Consider the following 16973-nt stretch of genomic DNA (forward strand, 5'->3'; position numbering starts at 1 on the left):
GGCGGGACGGCGGCGTGCTGCCGACGGCGGCTCATGTGCGCGGTCTCCTTCGTCGGATGGTCGGCCGAAGAGGCCCCTCGCTCTCTACAGGTGTGATCGAGCGGTGCGGTGTGACACCGGAGGTCGGTGAATTTCGAGCGGGTCGTGGTCATGAGGCCGCAGACCCCAAAGTGGGCTTGTTCCTCTCGCCCTTGAGGAGCGTGCGCAGCAGGCCACGGGTCTCGGGCGAGGAGTCGACGCCCTCCTCGGCGTTGATCCGGGCCAGTTGGGCGGCGGCGCGCTCCAGGCCCTCGCGGTCGCCCATCTCGTGGCAGATCGTGAAGAGGTCCCGGTAGAGCAACTCGCTCTGGGAGTCCACGAGCATGCCCTTGGTGACAGCTTGGGCTGCCGCCCGGTAGTCGCGGACCTGGCGGCGGCGTTCGGCGAGCTCGTGGGCGACGTCGACGATCGCGCTGATCATCTCCTGGATGTCGGCCTCCGCCCAGGCGTACTTGGAGGGGTCGATGTCCGCGAAGGGCCGGCCGCGCACGAGAGCCAGGGCGTGGGCGAGGGCGACGTCGGCGTCCTGCCCGTCGTGGTGCATGCCCTGCTGGTACAGCTCTTTGAAGCGGTCCCAGTCGGAGGTGACGGCGGGCCCGAGCCGGTAGATGCCGTCGGTGACCGCGGGAAGATAGGCGCTGCGGGGGTCGTCGGCGGGGACGTGAGGGTTGGGGCCGAGCCAGGAACGCAGCCGCGACATCGCGGTGTTGCGGGTGCTGGAGGTCTTGCGCAGCCCGGGCCAGATCGCGTTGTCGAGGTCCTGGCGGCCCAGGCCCGGGTGCAGCACGAGCCAGGCAGCGATCTCCAGAAGGTGGTTGCGCCGGTTGCTGCCCACCCGGCCCTGCGCGCCGGCCAGTGTCACCGGGCCGAGGACCTGGACCTGGGGGTCTTCGGGCTCGGCCGGCGGGGTGGCCAGCGCGGCCAGCACGGTGGAGGTCGCGGCGCTGGGACGGGGGATGATCCGCGCTTCGGCCGCTGTCGCGGATGCCGTGGTCTCGCCGAGCGCGGCCGCGGTCAGGCCGGACTCGTCCTCGTCCTGGTCGCCGGTCATGGCCGAGTCCCCTTCCTGCGTCTCCTCCTCGTCCGGGCCGTCGCCGAGCGCGTCGGCGGACAGACCAGAGCCGACCTCTTCTTCGTCGGGCTGAAGCGGCGAGTCGTCATCGCGCTCGCCGAGCACTTCGTCGAGGACCTTTTCGAAGTCCTGCTTCGGCTCGGCGGTCTCCCACACCTCGGCACCCAGCGCGGACGCCTCCTCGGGGTCGTCATCCTCAGCAGGCTCGGGCGTCACCCAGCCGGTGGGCTCGCCAGCGGAGTTGCTGTCGGTGTCGCCGTCGACCGGCTCGTCGAGGGCGGGGGAGCCCGCGACCGCGGGGGAGAGGGCGCTGCCGTCCTCCTGCCAGTCGTCGCCGCTGCCGGTCAGGGCGTCGTCGGGCGTCCGAGCGGCGGAGAAGCCGGTGAAGCTCGGCACAGCGGTCGCCAGGCCGCTGCCCTGGGCGGCGACCGCGGTCACCGCGGGAACGGCAGAGGTCTCCGGAGCGAGCGCGGAGCCCTCGCCGACGGTGAAGGCGGGGCGGGGACCATTGGAATCGGCCGGGCCGGTGTGACCGGTCCACGCCGGCGGGGGGACGTCGTCGGTGCGGCTGGAGGTGGCGATCAGTTGGACGAGCCGGTCGTAGGAGTCGGCGTCCAGGTGCTGGAGCTTGACCGCGAGGTCCAGGTCGGGCAGTTCGACGAGGGTGCCGGGCTGGGCGGGCAGGGTCCAGGCGCCGGGCAGGTCGAGTTCGCCGCCTGCGGCGGTCACGACCGCGACCGAGGTGCGGGGCCGGGAGGCGAGGAGGTCCTCGAGCTCGGCGGCCGCCGCGCCGGTGGGCGGGGCGGTGGCGATGAGGATGCGGGGGATCCAGGTGTCGCCGCCGTCCTCGACCAGCCGGGCGGCCCGCAGGTGGTCGTGGCCGCCGTCGGTCAGGGCCTGGCGCTGGAAGGCGTCGTGCGCCTGGAGGTCGCTGGTGGCCGGGCCGAGATCAGCGTGGTGCTCGATCTGGTCGGGGTAGAGGTGGTGCAGGTCGCTTCCGGCGCCGGCGAGGAGGACCTGGCTGTCGGGCGCCAGCTGCGAGGACGCGAGTTCGACGGCGAGGGCGAGCATGACCGCGCGAACGTCGGCCGGGCTGCCGGCCAGACGCAGCAGGCCGATGGCCTCCAGGTTGACCAGGACCGCGTCGCCGTCCTCGGTCTCGCCGAGACTGACCAGGGCGGGGTAGGGCACCGTGATGTCGGCGGCCTCGTCTTCGTTGAGGAGGGCCGCGCCGCGTGCGGGGCACACCCACACCGTCGGGTTGTCCTCATGCTCGGTGAACGGAGCGACGGGCGGGGTGACGGCGGCCAGGTGGAGCTCGATGCCGCGCGCGGTGATGCGCATCGCCTCGACCTCGGGCAGAGGCCGGCCGTTCTGGCGGCAGTTCGCGGCCAGGGTACGCAGGGCGCGGTCGGCGAGCGCGGTGCCGGTGATGTCGGACGCCACGCGCAGCTGCTTCTCGAAGTCGGCGGTCGCACCGGAGGGCATCGGGATGCGCCGCTTGGGGCGCCGTCGGCGCTGCTGGTGCGCCCGTCGGGTCGCGACGACCGCGAGGACTGCCGCGGCCAGGATGCTCCCCGCCGCGGCGATCGTCCGCACGCTCGTGTCGGCGCTGTCGCCGGCCTCCGCCGTGTCGTGCGCCTCGGGCGCCTGGGTGGGCGTGCCGTGCTGCTCCCGCTCGCGGTCGGGCGCCGGGCTCTGCGCGGCCGGCGGCTCGCTCGGGGTGTCGGGGCGGGCGGTCGGCTGCCCGCCGTCCTGCTGGTCCTTGTCCGCGCCCTGGCCGCCGGGGGCCTGGTCGCTCTTCTCCCCCTTGTCAGCGCCCGGGCCCGAATCGTCCTGGGCGGGTGGCTGCGTCTGCTCGGCGCCGGGCCGCTCCTCGGCCTTGTCCTGGTCGGCGGGCTGTTCCTGTGGCGGCTGCGCCTCGTCCGGCTTCGAGTCGCTCCGGTCGCTGCCGGCTGCGGTGGGGATCTGCAGCTTCCAGCCGGGATAGATCTCGTCGGGGTCGTCGAGGGCGCGCCCGTCGTCCTGCTTGACGCCCTTGTTCGCCTCGACGATCCGGGGGTAGGCGTCGGCGTTGCCGAGCTCGTCCTCGGCGATGCCGGACAGTGTCTCGCCCGCGCGGACGGTGTGGGTCTGGGCTGCGGCTTTGGAGTCGGCGGTCTGTGCCCGGGCTCCGTCCTGGTCGGCTGCCGGGTCGGGGGAGGCGTCGGCGGGCAGGCGCAGGGTCCAGCCGGGTTGCAGAACGGTGGTGTCGGCGGTGACGAGGGAGCCGTCCGCCTGGCGTACGCCTTCGTTGGCGTCGATGATCCGGTGCCACTCGATGCCGGCGCCCAGGCGCTTCTCCGCGATGTCCCAGAGGGTGTCGCCGTCCTGGACGTGGTGGACGGGGCCGTCCCAGGCCGCAGAAGTAGAGGACGCCGCTTTGGCCGCGGTGGCCGTCGCGGAGTGGGCGTCGGCGGTCACACTGGCCGTGGCCACGGTGGCGGGGGCTGCGCTGGCGGGGCTGGCCATCGCGGTGCTGGTCGGCAGCAGGACGAGGATGCCGCCGACGAGAGCGCCGGCGAGCTGCTGGGATCCGCCCAGCATGCGGATCCGGGGGGCCCGGACGTTGCGCAGCGCGGCGCCCGTCTCCAGGACGACCGAGACCACGAAGCTCAGCCAGCCGTACCAGCCGATGAGGGTGATGGCGCCCAGGAACAGCTGGCCGGAGTCGGGGCTGGTGAGCGCGGTGGTGATCTCGTCGAAGCCGGGGACGTGGTCGGGCAGGACCCCGATGCCGAGCAGGACGGCGGGCACGCCCGCCAGGAGCACGACTAGGGTCACCAGGGCGAAGAGCGCACGGACCAGGGTGGCGGCGGCACTGCGGTTTCTCATGATCGTCACCCCTTGTATACGAGGTCGGCGCTGCCGTGGCCGGTGACGGACCCGCTGGCTCCCCTGAGGAATACGGCGCGGTACGACTCGGTCACGGTCACCTCGAGGGAACCGCCGTCCTCGCTCACCCTCACCGTGCCGCTGACCCCCGCGTGGCTGAGGTAGGTCCGTGCCGCGGCGACGGCCGCGTTGCGGTCGACGGTGATGCCCTCGCCGGCGATCGCCTTGCCCGCATCGACGGCCTGGCCGCCGGCTCGGGCTGCCTCGTGCGCGACGCCTTCGGCGTGGGTGAGCGCTCGCAGCCTGCCGGCGCCGTCGTAGACGAGCGCGGCCACGGCGAAGAGCGCCACGATGGTCACGAGGGCGAACACGCTCATCGCACCCCGGTCGTTGCGCAGGGCACGACGGATCCGTTGGGTGAGGGCGAAGCGGGCGGGTGGCATGCGGTGGTCCTGTCAGCCGCGCTGGCGGTAGGAGTCGATTGACGAGGTAAAGCTGCTGGTCAGAGTCTTGGATCCGGGCAGTCCGGGCAATCCAATATCCGAGAGGTTCACCACGCAGGTCACGGTGGCGGTGGTCGAGGCGGGCTCACCGATCGGCGCGGCGAACCCGCCGGTGGAGACGGATACCGAGGTGGACGTGCACTGCAGTCCCTGCTGGCTGAGCACGCTGCGCGCCATTGCCGAGCCGGCGGAGCTGGCGGCACCGCCGGTGCGTTCCAGCGAGGCTGCGCGCGCTGCGTTGCGGGCCGCGGTGTCGACGGCGTTGTCGGCGGACCCGATCCGGCCGAACGCGATGACCAGCAGCAGCACCAGAATGAGGACGGGGAAGAGGATGACCGCTTCCAGCGACAGCGCGCCGCGGTCGTCGCGGAGTCGTTCGGCGATGGTCACCGTGCCTCCGTGATGCGCTCGGCGGCCGCGTCGGCGTGCTGGTCGATCTTGAGTTTCAGGCCGGGGATCATGGTGTCGACGTAGCCGGTGACGCGGATGGTCACCGTGGCTCCCTTGCTCCCGCTGACGGACGTGCCGGAGATGCTGCTGCCGGCCCTGGAGAGGAATTCCCGGGCCTCGGCCGTGCCGGTCCCTGCGGACGCTCCTCGTACTCGGGCGGACTCAACTCCCAACTGCGCGGCGGACATCGCCACATTGCGTGCGTGCCACCACAGGCCGACGTGGACGACCAGCAGGATGATCAGCAGCACGACAGGGAAGACGATGAGCATTTCCAGGGACACGGCTCCGCGGTCCCGCACGTCGCGCTCGGCGAGCGCGCGGGACCAACGGCGCAGAGTCCGGCGAAGGCGGATCACTTGATCTCGTTGGCCTTCTCGTTGACCTTGGTGAGGATGACAGCGGCGGCGATCGCAGCCACGACGACGAGGCCCGCGACGATCATCATCGTCTCGATGGAGACGGAGCCTCGGTCGTCGCGGACGTTGCGCAGCCGCTCGATCCGGGCGCTGAAGAAGGTCTTCAGAAAGGTGAAGTTGGGGTCGTTGCCCATCGTGGATTTCCTTGTCTCTTCAGGGAGTTAGCTGGCCATGATCCGCGCGATCGCGGGATAGCCGATGTATACGGTCATGATCAGGACGAGCATCGCGACGGGCATCACCATTTTTTCGGAGGCCATGTTGGCCTGTGCCTTCGCTTTGGTTACCAGGGCGCCGGAGAGCGACTTGGCCTGCGCGCCGAGGGTGTCGCCGACGGCTGCGCCCTCCTCACCGGCGATCGCGATGATGTCGGCCGGCGCGCCGAGTTCGGGGACGTCGAGTTCGAGGGAGAGACGCTTGAGGCCCTCCCACGGGCTGATGCCTTCGAGCTCGGAGCGGGTGATCGTGTCCCGGATCTTCGCGAAGACCCAGCCCTCGCCGACTTCCGCAGCCCGTTTCAGGGCCTGGGTGGGGGCGGCGTCCGCGGCGCGTTCGAGCTGGACGAGGCGCAGGTACGCCTTGACGGCGTACCGGAAGTCGTCCTTGGCTTCCACGGCCTGCTGCTTGAGCTGCAGGTCCGGCAGGAGCCAGAAGACGATCGCGAGGCCGAGGCCCGCCATCGCCGGGATCGCCACGGGGAAGGGGTAGCCGGCCAGGTTGGCCAGCCCCACCGCCAGCACGGGCAGCAGCAGCCCGTACAGCGCGAGGGCGATCTTGCGTCCCAGGTGCGCGGCGGGAGACCGGCCCACGAGTTCCAACTGCTGGCGGGGCAGGCGCAGGGTGCCTTCCCCAGCCGTCCGGAGCAGGAGGGCGCCGGCCTTCTCCATGAGGGAGTTGGGCTGGCTGTCGCGGTTGCGGTCGAGGTTCTCGAGCCGGGTGGCATCCATGCGGGACAGCACGTCGCCGAGGTCTGGCCGGCCGGGCAGGACGCCGCGGGCGGCGATGACCAGGCCGAGTCCGGTGACGGCGCCGCCGACAATGGCATAGGGGGAGAAGATCACGGCGCCTCCTTGGCGATCTGGCCGCCGGAGCGGTCGGCCGGCGACAGGAACCGGGGCGCTGGTTCGAGGATCGCCATGCGTCGCATCCAGATCTTGACCAGGACGAAGGCGACGGCGACGAAGGCCAGGACGAGGTGCCCGGCAACGGTGTCGTAGGGCTCGACGTAGGCGCCGGAGAACGCGGTGATTCCGAAGATCGCCAGGCAGAAGATGGTCACCCAGCGGTCGTTGGTGCGGGGCTTTTGCCGGTCGGCCTCGACCTCGCGCCGTGAGAGCACTTCATGCTGGAGGGCCTCGGCAAGTTCACGCAGCGCCTTGCTCAGCCCGCTGCCCCGGTCCTCGACGTGCAGGATCAGCAGGGCGGCGACCTCGTCGACCATCGCGTCGTTCAGCTCGTCCGCGAACGCGCGGTAGGCGTCCTGGGGCACCCATCCGGCCTGCTGGCGCGAGACGAGGAGGCGGACCTCCTCGCGGATGGCGCCCGGGACGGTCTCCAGGCTGCGCTGGATGGTGGCCTCCAGGCTGACGCCGACGGTGTGGATGTCCGACATGCGCCGCATCCACTCCTCGATCGCCTCCAGCTTGTCGATCTGTGCCTTGCCGGAACCGGAGGTGTTCAGCAGCCAGGGCAGGCCGATGACGACGGCGACGGTGACCAGGCCGCCCATCAGCCAGCCGGTGAACAGCCACACGCCAAGGCCCGCCACCGCAGAGCCGACCAGGCGTGTCTGGCCCCGGGCCCACCAGGAGGTGGGGGTTCGGGCGTCCTTGACGAAGACTGCCCGGATCTTGCGCTCCAGACGGCTGCGGCGGCGCACCGTCGTCGAGGGTGCCCAGCCGACGCCGCCGGCGACCGCCAGGGCGAGTCCGCCGACGGCGGCGAGACCGCCGAGCGCGGCGAGCAGGGATTCGAGGGTGAGCGTCACAGCGGCACCACCGTTTCCAGCGGCGCGCCCCAGCTGCCCCACGGCCGCTGCAGGACGGTGCGGTCCAGCCCGGCCCGGACGAGGTCTTCCAGGCAGCTCTGGGAGATGTTCCCGTGGGGCACGGCCCTGGGCTCGCGGCGCCCGTCCTGCTCGCGGGGAGCGAAGACCATCTGGTGGGAGGGGCGACCGCCCTCGCCGATGCCGGTGATCTCCATGACGTGGCTGACGAACCGGTGCTTGCGCCCCGGCCTGCCGTCGTGGCCGACGAGCTCGGTCTCGTCGACCAGCCGTACGTAGACGACGAAGTCGACGGCCTGGGCGATGAGCCGGTAGGCCAGGGCCTCGGTCATGCCGATCCCGGCCTCCAGGCACAGGGTGGCCAAGCGCTCGATCGACAGCTGGGGGCTGCGGGCGTGCAGGGTGGCCATCGACCCGCCCTCGCCCTCGTTCATCGCGTGCAGCATCGGCACGACCTCTTTGGAGCGGACCTCGCCGACGATCACGCGCCGCAGCGACATACGCAGGAGCTGCGGGAAGAGGTCGGACAGGGTCAGCTCGCCCTGGAGCTTGCCGTCCGGGCCGCGCTCACCGTTGGACTCGCGTCCTTCGTAGGCGACGACCTCCGGGCCCTCGGGGTCCTCGTGGAGATGGAGCTCGTACTCCGACTCCAGCGTGCCCACGCGCTCGGTGCTCGGGATCTCCCGGGCCATGGCGCGCAGCAGGGACGTTTTGCCCACGCCCTGGGAGCCGACCACGATGATGTTCTTGCGGCCCTTGACCGCGGCGGTCAGGAAGTGCGCGAGCGAGGCGTCGATCGTGCCCCAGCGCACCAGGTCGTTCAGGCCCTGGCCGCGGGTGCGGTGGCGCCGGATGACGATGCTCGGCCGCGGCGTGACGTATGCCGAGGCCGCCAGGCGCGATCCGTCGGCCAGCCGGAGGTTCAGGTTCGGCGTGGCCGGCGTCAGCGCCCTTTCGCCCTGCCCCTGCATGCGCGCCAGGTGGTTGATGAGGTTGATCAGGTCGCGGTCGGTCTTCGCGATCGGGTCCCAGGTGCGGGTCGGACGGTCGGCGTAGTCGACGCGCACCTTGTCGCCGTAGATGATGATGTTCTCGACGTTCGGGTCGTCCAGGAGAGGCTGGAGACGGCCGGCGCGGAACAGCTCGTCGAAGACCGCCTCGCGTACGGCACGCTCCTGCTGGGGCGTCAGGTCCGAGCCGCTGGCCGCGTACTTCGTTGCCCATTCCGAGACGACCTGCCTGATGATCGACTGTCCGCGCTGCCGGCGGTCCTGCTCGGTCATGGAGGCGTCGGCACCGGCGGCCTCGCCGATCTTCATGCTGGCCTGTGAACGCAGCTCGGCGAGAACCTCGTGACCGACCGGAAGCGCGGTCGGCGCCGCGGTGTCGGGGACCCGGACGAGGCCCTGGGGGATGCCGGCCGGAGAAACCTGCGCAGGGAAGGGTCGAAGAACCGGCGCGTCCTGCGTGGGGCTCTCCTGGAGCGCCTGGGCGAAGAGGGCGGTGTAGTCGGGGGCCGGGGTCTCCGGCCTGGTGTCGGTCATGATGCCCTCCCGGTGACCACCTGCATTCCTGCCGGCCGCAGCTGCACGCGCCGCCTGGTCACCAGCTCATTGATCGTTTGGTGGGCCGTGCGCGCGGACCGCAGAAGGGTGCGCGGCATCTTCTTGTAGGCCCCGTGCGTGAAGACGTCGGCGGTGTCGGGATCCCACGCGAGCATGCCGACGACCGGCGCCTGCAAGTGCTGCTGCACCTGGCTGGAGTTGAAGGACCCCTCTTCGATCAGCAGCAGCCCGAGCGCGTCGGAGCCCGTGCCGTGGTGGGCCAGTTCCTCCCTCAGGACCCGGATGGCGGGCGCGGCAGCCGCGATCGAGGCCTGGGTGGTGCGGACCACCATGAGGACGGCGTCGGCGCGGTGCAGCAGCGGCGTCGGGTAGCGGGTGGTGGACAGCCGGGTCTCGGACTCGGTGAGGATGCGGCCCGCGTCGATGATCACGTCGTGGCCGGTCTGGTCCATCACGCCGAGCAGTCGGGAGATGGGGTCCCAGGTGCGGTTGAGGGATGCGGCCTGCGTGGGGTCGGTCAGTCCGGGCAGGAGCATGCGCTGGCCGGTGTTGTCGCGGTCCAGGCTGACGAAGTGATGGGAGAACTCCCGTGCGAGGGTGCCCTGTCGGTCCGCGGCCGCCAGGCGGTGGAGTCCGGTGGCTGCGCTGCCTTCTCCGCCCAGGTAGCCGGCCCGGATCGTGCCGCCGGCGGGGTCGGCCTCGACCAGCAGGGAGGGCTTCGGCGACGAGAGGGCGAGCGCGAGCGCCGAGCAGGTGACGCCGCTGGACTTTCCCGATACCAGTGCGATGACCGCCATCAGCTCGTCGCCTTCAGGACGATGGCCACGTCACCGCTCGCTGCCCAGGCGGCGAGTGACGTGCTGTTCACCTCGGGCGCGGCAACGTCGACGACCACGGCGCCGTTGGCGTCGGGCGCGCCGACGCGGGACACGACGGCAGGAAGACTGTCCGGGGTGGAGCCGGCCTTGCTGGAGGAGGCTGAGGCGCTGCCGTCCTGCGGGGTGTGGACGATGGTGACCGCATCACCGGTGCGCAGCTTCTGGATGGGCAACTGGCCGGGCTTGGCGAGGATGCCCACCACCGACTTGCCCTTGGTCACGCTGGATCCGTCGCTCACCGAGTCCTCGGTGACCAGCACGCCGGCCGGCAGGTCGGATGCGGCCTGCTTGCCGATGATGTCGGAGGCGTGGGAAGCGGGCAGCGAGCGCAGCTCGGTGCCGTGGGATATCTCGGTGGCCACCAGGTCCGACGCCTTGATGCTCTCGCCCGCCGCAATGGGGTGCCGGGTGGCAACGACCGAGACCTTGTCACCGGCTTCGTCGACCAGCCACACCGACACCAGGGCGCCCACGGCGGCGAGCGCCAGGCCGGCGCCGACGACCACCGGGCGTCGGCGCCGGCGTGGGGCGTCGTTGGTGATCGGCAGCAGCACAGGCGCGGAGCCCGGCTCGGAGGGTGCCGTCGGCTGCTTGGTTCGCGGCATTGTGATGGTCTTCCTTGCGCTAGTTGACAACCTGCAGCTCGCCGACGCGCGCTGTGGTGTTGGACGTACGGATCTCGTCGGGCAGCGTCCCGCTGGCACCGTTCGACGCCTGCCAGGTGACTTCCCAGGAGCTGGTCGCGGTGACGGTGAACTTCCCGCCCGGCTGGTCAGCGGAGACCTTGGTGTAGCGGTAGCCGCAGTCCGGCGAGGACTTGTCCCCGTAGGCCTTGGAGTACTTCGTGCCCGCGGTCGTGCACGTGACCGAGCCGCCGTCTCCCATGGAGTAGGTGATCTTGGTGACGCGCGCCGTGGCTGTCACCGACAGTCCCGGGACGGCGGCCGTCGCGCTGTTGGGACCCCAGGTGGTGTCGCTCTTGTTGTTCCACAGCCAGACGGGCATGCCGACGAGACCAGGGGCGTCCGGACCGGGCGAGCTGCCGATGTTCGCACCCAGCAGAGTCATCTTGTCCCGGGCCTGACGCGCCAGCACTTCGGGGTCGGGGAGGAGACCGGCGGGCGGTTCCGTCAGCCAGACGATGCCGCCGACGTCGTTGACGATGCAGTCCCTCATGTAGAAGGCGCCGGGACCCGTGGTGTCTGCCCCGTTCATGTCGGTGTGGCCCGGGCCGGACGGCGGCTGGGGATCCATGAGCTCGTAGAAGCAGCGGTCGGCCGGGTTGTACCCGGGCGCGCAGGGGATCTCGGTGTCGTCGACGAGCTTGCACATCCCGTTGCCGCTCCCGCCTCCGCCGCCCCCGCCGCTTCCTCCGCCGGTGCCGCCGCCTCCGCCTCCACCGGGCTTGCCGGGCGTTCCGACGTCGACGCACACGTCCACGTCGGAGCAGTGGCCGGCGCCGTTGCCCGCGTACGCGAGGCCGGCCGGCGTCAGGGCGGTCAGTACCGCAAGGACGCCCACTGTGCGGGCAGAACGGATCAGCAGCCCTTTGTGCGATCGGCTGTGATCTTCGTGACGAACCATGTGTCGCCCTCCAGCGTGGCTTGGGACGTGACGGGGTACTTCAGGCGCTGCTCGGCGAGCTTGAGCTCCTTGCCGGAGTCCTTGTAGACGGGCTTCCAGCTGGTCGCGTCGAAGCAGTCGGTGACCGTTGCGGTCTTGCCCTTGGTGTTCACGGCGGTGACCTGAGGCTTCATCTCCGGACGGCCGGTGAACTTGATGCCCATCGACTCGTTGCGCAGGACCGACTTCTTGAGGTCGGTGGCGGCATCGCCCCTGGCGTACTTAGCCAGTTCCTCGGTGTGCAGATCTCCGTCCGCGGCCATCTTGATCTGGACCTCGCGCATGTTCGTGTACGCAGCGAGGACCTTGTCCTTCGCTGCCTGGTCCGGATCGTTGGACGGAGCCGAGGAGGCAGTGGCCGAGGGCGAGGAGGCCGTCTTCTTCTTGGGTGTGTCGGAGCCGCAGCCGGCCAGAGCGCCGGCTGCGACGGTGCACGTGAGGACGGCACCTGCGAGTCGCAGGACATGGGTGCGGTGGTGGGTGGTCGAAGCCATCGGCAGATCCCCTTCAGGAGTCGGGTACGGGTGCTGACGCGCGCTCAGGGCGGACAAAACGCGGCGAGGTGAGTCCTCTACCGCGCTTCGCCGGCTCTGGAGATGCACGCCAGGCCAGGACCCGGCGAGCCTACGGCCACGGCGCAGGGCCAGTGCCTGGCTCCCAGCCGCAGCAGGGGCGTCGTGCCGTGGGTGAGCCACGGATGACGAGGTGCCAGCGTGTGAACAGGGCCGCTTCGCACCGAAGCCTGGATGGTCGACTCGGTCATCCACCTGGTTCCCGACCGGAGGTCGGCCGGTCGTAGCAGTGATGCGGACCCGGATGGCACGAGTCCAGTTCCTAGATGTCGCAACGCGATTTCCCCCTCGCGGTCACGGACGCCGCGTCTCCCACAACGTGATCAGTCCGAGCCTGATTCTGGCCAGAAAGATCAGGTGCAGCCAGGCCCCGTTTTTTCCGGTAGCAGCACTTCCGGTATATGCCTCTGGCGCGGGCGATTTGGAAACGCTGTGGCCAAGGACTTCACGGCTTGATCAGCAAGGCCGGCCCCGTGGCCCGCAGAGCATTCCGGGCAGCCTCCTGGTCGCCGCCGGTAATGGCGTTAAGTCGACGTTTTACGAACGGGGTGGAGGGGTGGTTCTTGCCGTAAACCGACTGCAGCAGCGTCAGCAGGGCCGTTCCGGTCCGGACGGCGTCGTGCGCGTCGGTGACGGTGAGCCAGGAGGCCGCACCGTTGCGGGCCTGCCGCCGGATTTGGTGGTGTGTGGCATCCAGAAGGCGCTGCCAGGCCGCTGCGGTGTACACCGAGACGTCGGTGGCCATGGCTGGGTATCCGGCGATCTGAGCGCAGAAGGCGACGAGCTCGAGGGCGTGGAGCGTGTAGTTGTGCAGGGGGCCGTGGCTCTCGGCGAGCTCGTCGCTGATGGTCCGGGCGGCCGCCAGGGCCTCTTCACGGCGGCCGGCGCGGAGGGTGTGGCGGAGGCCCTCGATGCGGTGGCCGAGGAACTCGGGGACGGCGGCGGGGACCGGCAAGACGATGGCTGCGCGGCTCATGAACTCTCCCTGGAGCGAGGCGGCTTCGAGCGGATGCCGCCGCCGGGGGGCCGGCGGCGGCATCCGGAATCGAGTGCAGCAACGGCGTGCTGCTCGACCGCGCACGTCAACGGGCGTGGGAGGGCCCTCGGTGCCTGAGCGGCGCTCCCCCGTGCTTACACGGCGCGCCGACGTCGGTAGTTGACTGCTTGGGCGAGCTCGGGGGCAAGCCCCCGAGCTACGCGGGCGGTTCCTATTTCAATGATCGGAACGGAGTGGGCCGCGCTGTTTCACCAGCCGGAATTCGCGCCGTGCACGGCTGCCAGGTGAAGAGTTCAGGGTGCGAGAGGGCCGGTCGACGAGCGGTCCCAGGCAATGCGTGCCGCGTGGTCCATCAGCTTCAGCAGGTCCGGGGCGGTGGTGTCCTGGTCGAGGTGGCGGTACTCCGTGCTGAGGGTGATGGCGAGCCGCTCGGGCAGGCCGAGGCCGGCGTAGCGGTCTTCCTTGATCAGGATGCGTGCGGCATCGACGGCCGTCCGGCCCTGGCCGTGCATCACATACGCCTGGTCCGCGAGGTCGTCGAGGTAGGAGATGTAGCCCCGCAGGTCGTCGGGGGTCATGAGCGGTCCGTGGCCGGGGACGATCCACTCGGGGTCGAGGTCCAGGATCCGTGCGCAGGCGGCGGCGACGCGCTCCAGTGGGCCGGCCCAGTGCGAGGGGTGGTCTCCCGCGAAGACGATGTCGCCCGCGAAGACAACGCGCCGCTCGGGCAGATGGACGATGAGGTCGCCGACGGTGTGGGCCGGGCCGACTTCGAGCAGCTCCGCGGCTATCTCGCCGACTTCGAGGTCATGGCGTCCGGTGAACGTCGTGGTCGGCGGGAGAACCTCAATGCCCGCGAAGTCGAACTTGCCGAAATGCTCCCGGAAGTACCAGCCGAGGGGCTGGCCGGGGTCCGTGTCATGGATGAGGGTTTGCAGCTGTTCCGGTCTCGGCTCCAGGCACTGGTGCTCGAGGGCGGCGTGGGTGGCGTAGACGTCGGCGCCGGGAAGCTGCTGAAGGCCCCAGGTGTGGTCGCCGTTGGCGTGGGTGACGGCGACCCGGTCCAGCGGGACGTCCGGGCCTGCGGCTGAGCGGACCGCGGTGAGGAAGGCGTCGGTCAGGGCGGGTGTGTAGGGCGTGTCGATGACGAGGGCCTGGCCCTTGGAGACGACGAGACCGCAGTTGGCCAGGCCCCATGTTGCCTCGTGGCCGGGCTGCCAGGCGAAGACGCCGGGCGCGATCTGCTTCAGGTCAGTGGATGCCATGGGCATGCATTGTGCGTGCCGCGGCCGCCCGGAGGAAATCTCTCCGCCGAAGCGGCCGCGCGGCAGCGTCAGATGTGGGGCACGAATGGCAGGAGGAAGAACCGGGCGCCCGGGCTGCCGAACGGCTGGGCGGCGCACATGGTGACTGTGCCCAGCTGGGACGGCGCATGCCGGTCGCAACACCGGGTGCGGTGGTCCTCGGTGCCGCGCGGGGTCACGTAGCCGGCGTGCCGCATCGGCCGCGCGTCGCCGTCCGGGTGGATGTACGCGAGGCTGTGGTCTCGGTAGATCGGCCCCGCCACCGGGTCGTCGTTGACCTCCTTGTCGAGCTGCCGGAGATCCGCGTTGTCGGGGTGCGCGGCGACCGCAGTGCGCAGCTGGGCTGCGACCTGCGGTGCCCAGCGCGTGTCCCAGTCGACCAGGTGGTGCTCGCGCGCGTCCTCGCGCAGCAGCATCCACCGGATCAGGTTGCGTTCAGGCAGCTCGGGGGATCTTCCCTCAGGCTGGGGGAACATGAGCTTGAAGTCGTCGTTGGCGGCCAGCACGTTCCAGGCCACGTCGTTGATGTAACAGGGCTGTCCCGACACGCCGTTGACAGCCACCTGCCACGCCGGATCCACGTTCGTCCCAGCCATCGGGTCCATGGGGAACGGCGGCTCGTAGCCGATCGCGTAGACGTAGAGCGCGGTCCGCTCGCGCTCTTCCATGTTGAGCACCTTGGCCACGTTGTCGAGGAACTCGGTGCTCGGCTGGGACGTGTTCCCTCGCTCGAACTCGGCGTAGGTCTTCTCCGTGACGAACAGCGCCTGGGCAACCTGCGCCTGAGACAGTCCCCGTGAGCGCCGGCCCCGGCCAGTGCGCTTGGGCCAGCCGAGCTCGACCGGGTCTATCTCTCCGCGCTTCCATTGCAGCAGCTGCTGCAACGCCTCCTTCTGATTCAACTTTGCACCCTTCCCCGTGTTGCCGTCCCCGTGTCGACCCCGCGATATACCGGAAGCGCTCGCTCCTGAAATTCGAGGACCGGAAAATTCAGAGCCTGGTGAGCGGGATCTTGGCCGGGAAGAATCGCGCACTGGATCGAACCCGCGTTGTGGGAGACGCGAAGGTCCTCGACAACCGCGAGGGGGAGTTCGCGTTGCTGCATCCCGTTGCCACCCCGTCCGACCGCACGGGCGGTGCCGTGGCACGCACCATGGCGGTGCTCGGCGCGCTGATCCGTCTCGGACCGGGTGAACACCCTCTGGCTTCGGTCGCCGAGTCCGCGGGGCTTCCCGCGCCGACCACTCACCGGTATCTGCAGGCCTTGATGCGGGAGGGCGCCGTCGAACAGCGCGGGCCGCGTGCTCGCTACGCGCTGACTGACGCGCTGCACGGTCCCCCCTCATCGACACCCGCCCAGCCTCTCCAGGCCGGCCCGCCCTCTCCCGCGGTGAGGGCAGAGATCGTCACACTACAGTCGCGAACTGGTCAGGCCGCATTTGTTTACCGACCGCATCTGATCGGCACTCCGATGAGAATCTGCGCGGAACGGGCATACGGGTCACACGCTGACGAGATCCTTACATCACCTCAGATCGCTTTGCGATCTCTTGAATCAGCACCTCTGGAGGCCGACGCGGCCGGACTGGCGATCCTCGCCTGCCTCGGCTCCGTCAGCGACCACAAGATCGACATCGCCCACGTCCGTGAGGAAGGTCACGCCATCGGGCCGTCCCCGCTCCAGGGGCGAACCATGATCGCCGCGCCCATCTGGTACGGCTCGGCCGTCGCCGGCTCGGTCGCACTGCTGGCCAAGGACGCGCCCATGCGACGCGCCGCCACCCGCGCCCGGTACGTGACTGCCGTGATGGACACCGCCGCGGCGATGAGCGGACACCTCACCCGTTCCGGCACGCGCCGGGCCAGCTGATTGACTGCAAACCCCCACGAGCACCACAGAAAGGCGCCACCCCGTGTCCCGTTCAGTCCTGATCACCGGCGGCAACCGCGGCATAGGCCTCGCCATCGCCCGTCACCTCGCCGAGGCCGGCGACCGCGTCGCCATCACCTACCGCTCGGGCGAACCCCCCGAGGGCCTGCTCGCCGTCCGCTGTGACATCACCGACACCGCCCAGGTCGACGCCGCGTTCAAGGAGGTCGAGGAGCAGCACGGCCCCGTCGAGGTCCTCGTCGCGAACGCCGGCATCACCAAGGACCAGCTCCTGATGCGCATGAGCGAGGACGACTTCACCTCCGTCCTCGACACCAACCTCACCGGCGCCTTCCGCGTCACCAAGCGCGCCTCGCGCGGCATGCTCCGCGCGAAGAAGGGCCGCGTGGTGTACATCTCCTCCGCCGTCGCCCTGCGCGGCGAGAGCGGCCAGGCCAACTACGCCGCCTCCAAGGCCGGCCTCGTCGGCTTCGCCCGCTCCATGGCCCGCGAACTCGGCTCCCGCGGCATCACGTTCAACGTGGTCGCCCCCGGCCTCACCGAGACCTCCATGAGCGAGGCGCTGAGCGACGAGCAGCTCGAGAATCTCAAGACCCAGATCCCCCTCGGCCGCCTCGCCCGCCCCGAGGAGATCGCCGCCACCGTCGCCTTCCTCGCCTCCGAGCAGGCCGCCTACATCACCGGCGCCGTGGTGCCCGTCGACGGCGGCGCCGGCATGGGCCACTGACCACCGTGACCGCCCGCCACGCTGGAGTCCGATGAGCACATGATCTGACAGTGG

General features: G+C 70.5%; 17 protein-coding genes. 2 read left to right on the forward strand and 15 right to left on the reverse strand.

From position 1 onward, the window contains the following. Positions 1-148 precede the first annotated feature (148 nt). The 15 genes from AB0C59_RS17005 to AB0C59_RS17075 all read right to left on the reverse strand — a co-directional run bounded on the left by AB0C59_RS17005 (position 149) and on the right by AB0C59_RS17075 (position 15203). Entirely contained in the window at positions 149-3985 is a 3837-nt protein-coding gene (locus AB0C59_RS17005; protein ID WP_363005170.1) for a LysM peptidoglycan-binding domain-containing protein, read from the reverse strand. Positions 3986-3990: 5 nt separating this feature from the next. Beyond that, on the reverse strand, positions 3991-4428 hold the full coding sequence (locus AB0C59_RS17010; protein ID WP_024126724.1) for a hypothetical protein: 438 nt from the start codon (positions 4426-4428) through the stop codon (positions 3991-3993). Positions 4429-4440: 12 nt separating this feature from the next. After that, positions 4441-4878 carry a TadE/TadG family type IV pilus assembly protein gene (locus AB0C59_RS17015; protein WP_363005172.1) on the reverse strand — a complete coding sequence of 146 codons (438 nt, stop codon included), beginning with the start codon at positions 4876-4878 and terminating at the stop codon, positions 4441-4443. Further along, a complete protein-coding gene (locus AB0C59_RS17020; RefSeq protein WP_024126722.1) occupies positions 4875-5297 on the reverse strand; it encodes a TadE/TadG family type IV pilus assembly protein in 423 nt (140 codons plus the stop codon). Before AB0C59_RS17020 ends, AB0C59_RS17015 begins: the two co-directional genes overlap by 4 nt. After that, positions 5294-5491 carry a hypothetical protein gene (locus AB0C59_RS17025; RefSeq protein ID WP_024126721.1) on the reverse strand — a complete coding sequence of 66 codons (198 nt, stop codon included), beginning with the start codon at positions 5489-5491 and terminating at the stop codon, positions 5294-5296. Before AB0C59_RS17025 ends, AB0C59_RS17020 begins: the two co-directional genes overlap by 4 nt. A 27-nt stretch (positions 5492-5518) precedes the next feature. Continuing rightward, positions 5519-6418: a type II secretion system F family protein gene (locus AB0C59_RS17030; RefSeq protein ID WP_363005174.1), complete on the reverse strand. Its 900-nt coding sequence runs from the start codon at positions 6416-6418 to the stop codon at positions 5519-5521. Further along, complete coding sequence (locus AB0C59_RS17035) at positions 6415-7344, reverse strand: type II secretion system F family protein (protein WP_266552325.1); 930 nt, start codon at positions 7342-7344, stop codon at positions 6415-6417. Before AB0C59_RS17035 ends, AB0C59_RS17030 begins: the two co-directional genes overlap by 4 nt. Then, positions 7341-8906: a CpaF/VirB11 family protein gene (locus tag AB0C59_RS17040; RefSeq protein WP_024126718.1), complete on the reverse strand. Its 1566-nt coding sequence runs from the start codon at positions 8904-8906 to the stop codon at positions 7341-7343. Before AB0C59_RS17040 ends, AB0C59_RS17035 begins: the two co-directional genes overlap by 4 nt. Next, positions 8903-9724, reverse strand: a complete 822-nt coding sequence (locus tag AB0C59_RS17045) for a hypothetical protein (RefSeq protein ID WP_024126717.1) — start codon at positions 9722-9724, stop codon at positions 8903-8905. Before AB0C59_RS17045 ends, AB0C59_RS17040 begins: the two co-directional genes overlap by 4 nt. Further along, positions 9724-10410 carry a flagella basal body P-ring formation protein FlgA gene (locus AB0C59_RS17050; protein ID WP_200402270.1) on the reverse strand — a complete coding sequence of 229 codons (687 nt, stop codon included), beginning with the start codon at positions 10408-10410 and terminating at the stop codon, positions 9724-9726. The genes AB0C59_RS17045 and AB0C59_RS17050 overlap by 1 nt, the downstream gene beginning before the upstream one ends. Before the next feature lie 19 nt (positions 10411-10429). Continuing rightward, positions 10430-11389: an ATP-binding protein gene (locus AB0C59_RS17055; RefSeq protein WP_363005177.1), complete on the reverse strand. Its 960-nt coding sequence runs from the start codon at positions 11387-11389 to the stop codon at positions 10430-10432. Continuing rightward, the gene (locus tag AB0C59_RS17060; RefSeq protein ID WP_363005179.1) at positions 11344-11922 is read right to left on the reverse strand and encodes a hypothetical protein; all 579 of its coding nucleotides are present in this window, start codon (positions 11920-11922) and stop codon (positions 11344-11346) included. The genes AB0C59_RS17055 and AB0C59_RS17060 overlap by 46 nt, the downstream gene beginning before the upstream one ends. Positions 11923-12445: 523 nt before the next feature. Then, positions 12446-12976, reverse strand: coding sequence for a hypothetical protein (locus AB0C59_RS17065; protein WP_363005181.1), 531 nt, complete (start codon positions 12974-12976; stop codon positions 12446-12448). Between the two features lie 314 nt (positions 12977-13290). Next, positions 13291-14262 carry an MBL fold metallo-hydrolase gene (locus tag AB0C59_RS17070; protein WP_363005183.1) on the reverse strand — a complete coding sequence of 324 codons (972 nt, stop codon included), beginning with the start codon at positions 14260-14262 and terminating at the stop codon, positions 13291-13293. Between the two features lie 68 nt (positions 14263-14330). Further along, complete coding sequence (locus AB0C59_RS17075; RefSeq protein ID WP_024126710.1) at positions 14331-15203, reverse strand: helix-turn-helix transcriptional regulator; 873 nt, start codon at positions 15201-15203, stop codon at positions 14331-14333. Positions 15204-15301: 98 nt separating this feature from the next. Between AB0C59_RS17075 and AB0C59_RS17080 the strand changes: the two genes are divergently transcribed. Together AB0C59_RS17080 and AB0C59_RS17085 are read left to right on the forward strand one after the other, a co-directional pair. Then, a complete protein-coding gene (locus AB0C59_RS17080; RefSeq protein WP_363005185.1) occupies positions 15302-16171 on the forward strand; it encodes a helix-turn-helix domain-containing protein in 870 nt (289 codons plus the stop codon). Between the two features lie 43 nt (positions 16172-16214). Then, entirely contained in the window at positions 16215-16919 is a 705-nt protein-coding gene (locus tag AB0C59_RS17085; RefSeq protein ID WP_024126708.1) for a beta-ketoacyl-ACP reductase, read from the forward strand. Positions 16920-16973 lie beyond the last annotated feature (54 nt).

It is taken from the genome of Streptomyces sp. NPDC048664 (assembly GCF_040650555.1).
In the GTDB taxonomy this organism is placed as follows: Bacteria; Actinomycetota; Actinomycetes; order Streptomycetales; family Streptomycetaceae; genus Streptomyces.

Bases quoted from the DNA above. Each gene is read 5' to 3' on its own strand.
- AB0C59_RS17050 (WP_200402270.1), bottom strand. From the start codon at position 10,410: ATGCCGCGAACCAAGCAGCCGACGGCACCCTCCGAGCCGGGCTCCGCG.
- AB0C59_RS17025 (WP_024126721.1), bottom strand. From the start codon at position 5,491: ATGGGCAACGACCCCAACTTCACCTTTCTGAAGACCTTCTTCAGCGCC.
- AB0C59_RS17040 (WP_024126718.1), bottom strand. From the start codon at position 8,906: ATGACCGACACCAGGCCGGAGACCCCGGCCCCCGACTACACCGCCCTC.
- AB0C59_RS17055 (WP_363005177.1), bottom strand. From the start codon at position 11,389: ATGGTTCGTCACGAAGATCACAGCCGATCGCACAAAGGGCTGCTGATC.
- AB0C59_RS17010 (WP_024126724.1), bottom strand. From the start codon at position 4,428: ATGCCACCCGCCCGCTTCGCCCTCACCCAACGGATCCGTCGTGCCCTG.
- AB0C59_RS17005 (WP_363005170.1), bottom strand. From the start codon at position 3,985: ATGAGAAACCGCAGTGCCGCCGCCACCCTGGTCCGTGCGCTCTTCGCC.
- AB0C59_RS17065 (WP_363005181.1), bottom strand. From the start codon at position 12,976: ATGAGCCGCGCAGCCATCGTCTTGCCGGTCCCCGCCGCCGTCCCCGAG.
- AB0C59_RS17045 (WP_024126717.1), bottom strand. From the start codon at position 9,724: ATGGCGGTCATCGCACTGGTATCGGGAAAGTCCAGCGGCGTCACCTGC.
- AB0C59_RS17060 (WP_363005179.1), bottom strand. From the start codon at position 11,922: ATGGCTTCGACCACCCACCACCGCACCCATGTCCTGCGACTCGCAGGT.
- AB0C59_RS17070 (WP_363005183.1), bottom strand. From the start codon at position 14,262: ATGGCATCCACTGACCTGAAGCAGATCGCGCCCGGCGTCTTCGCCTGG.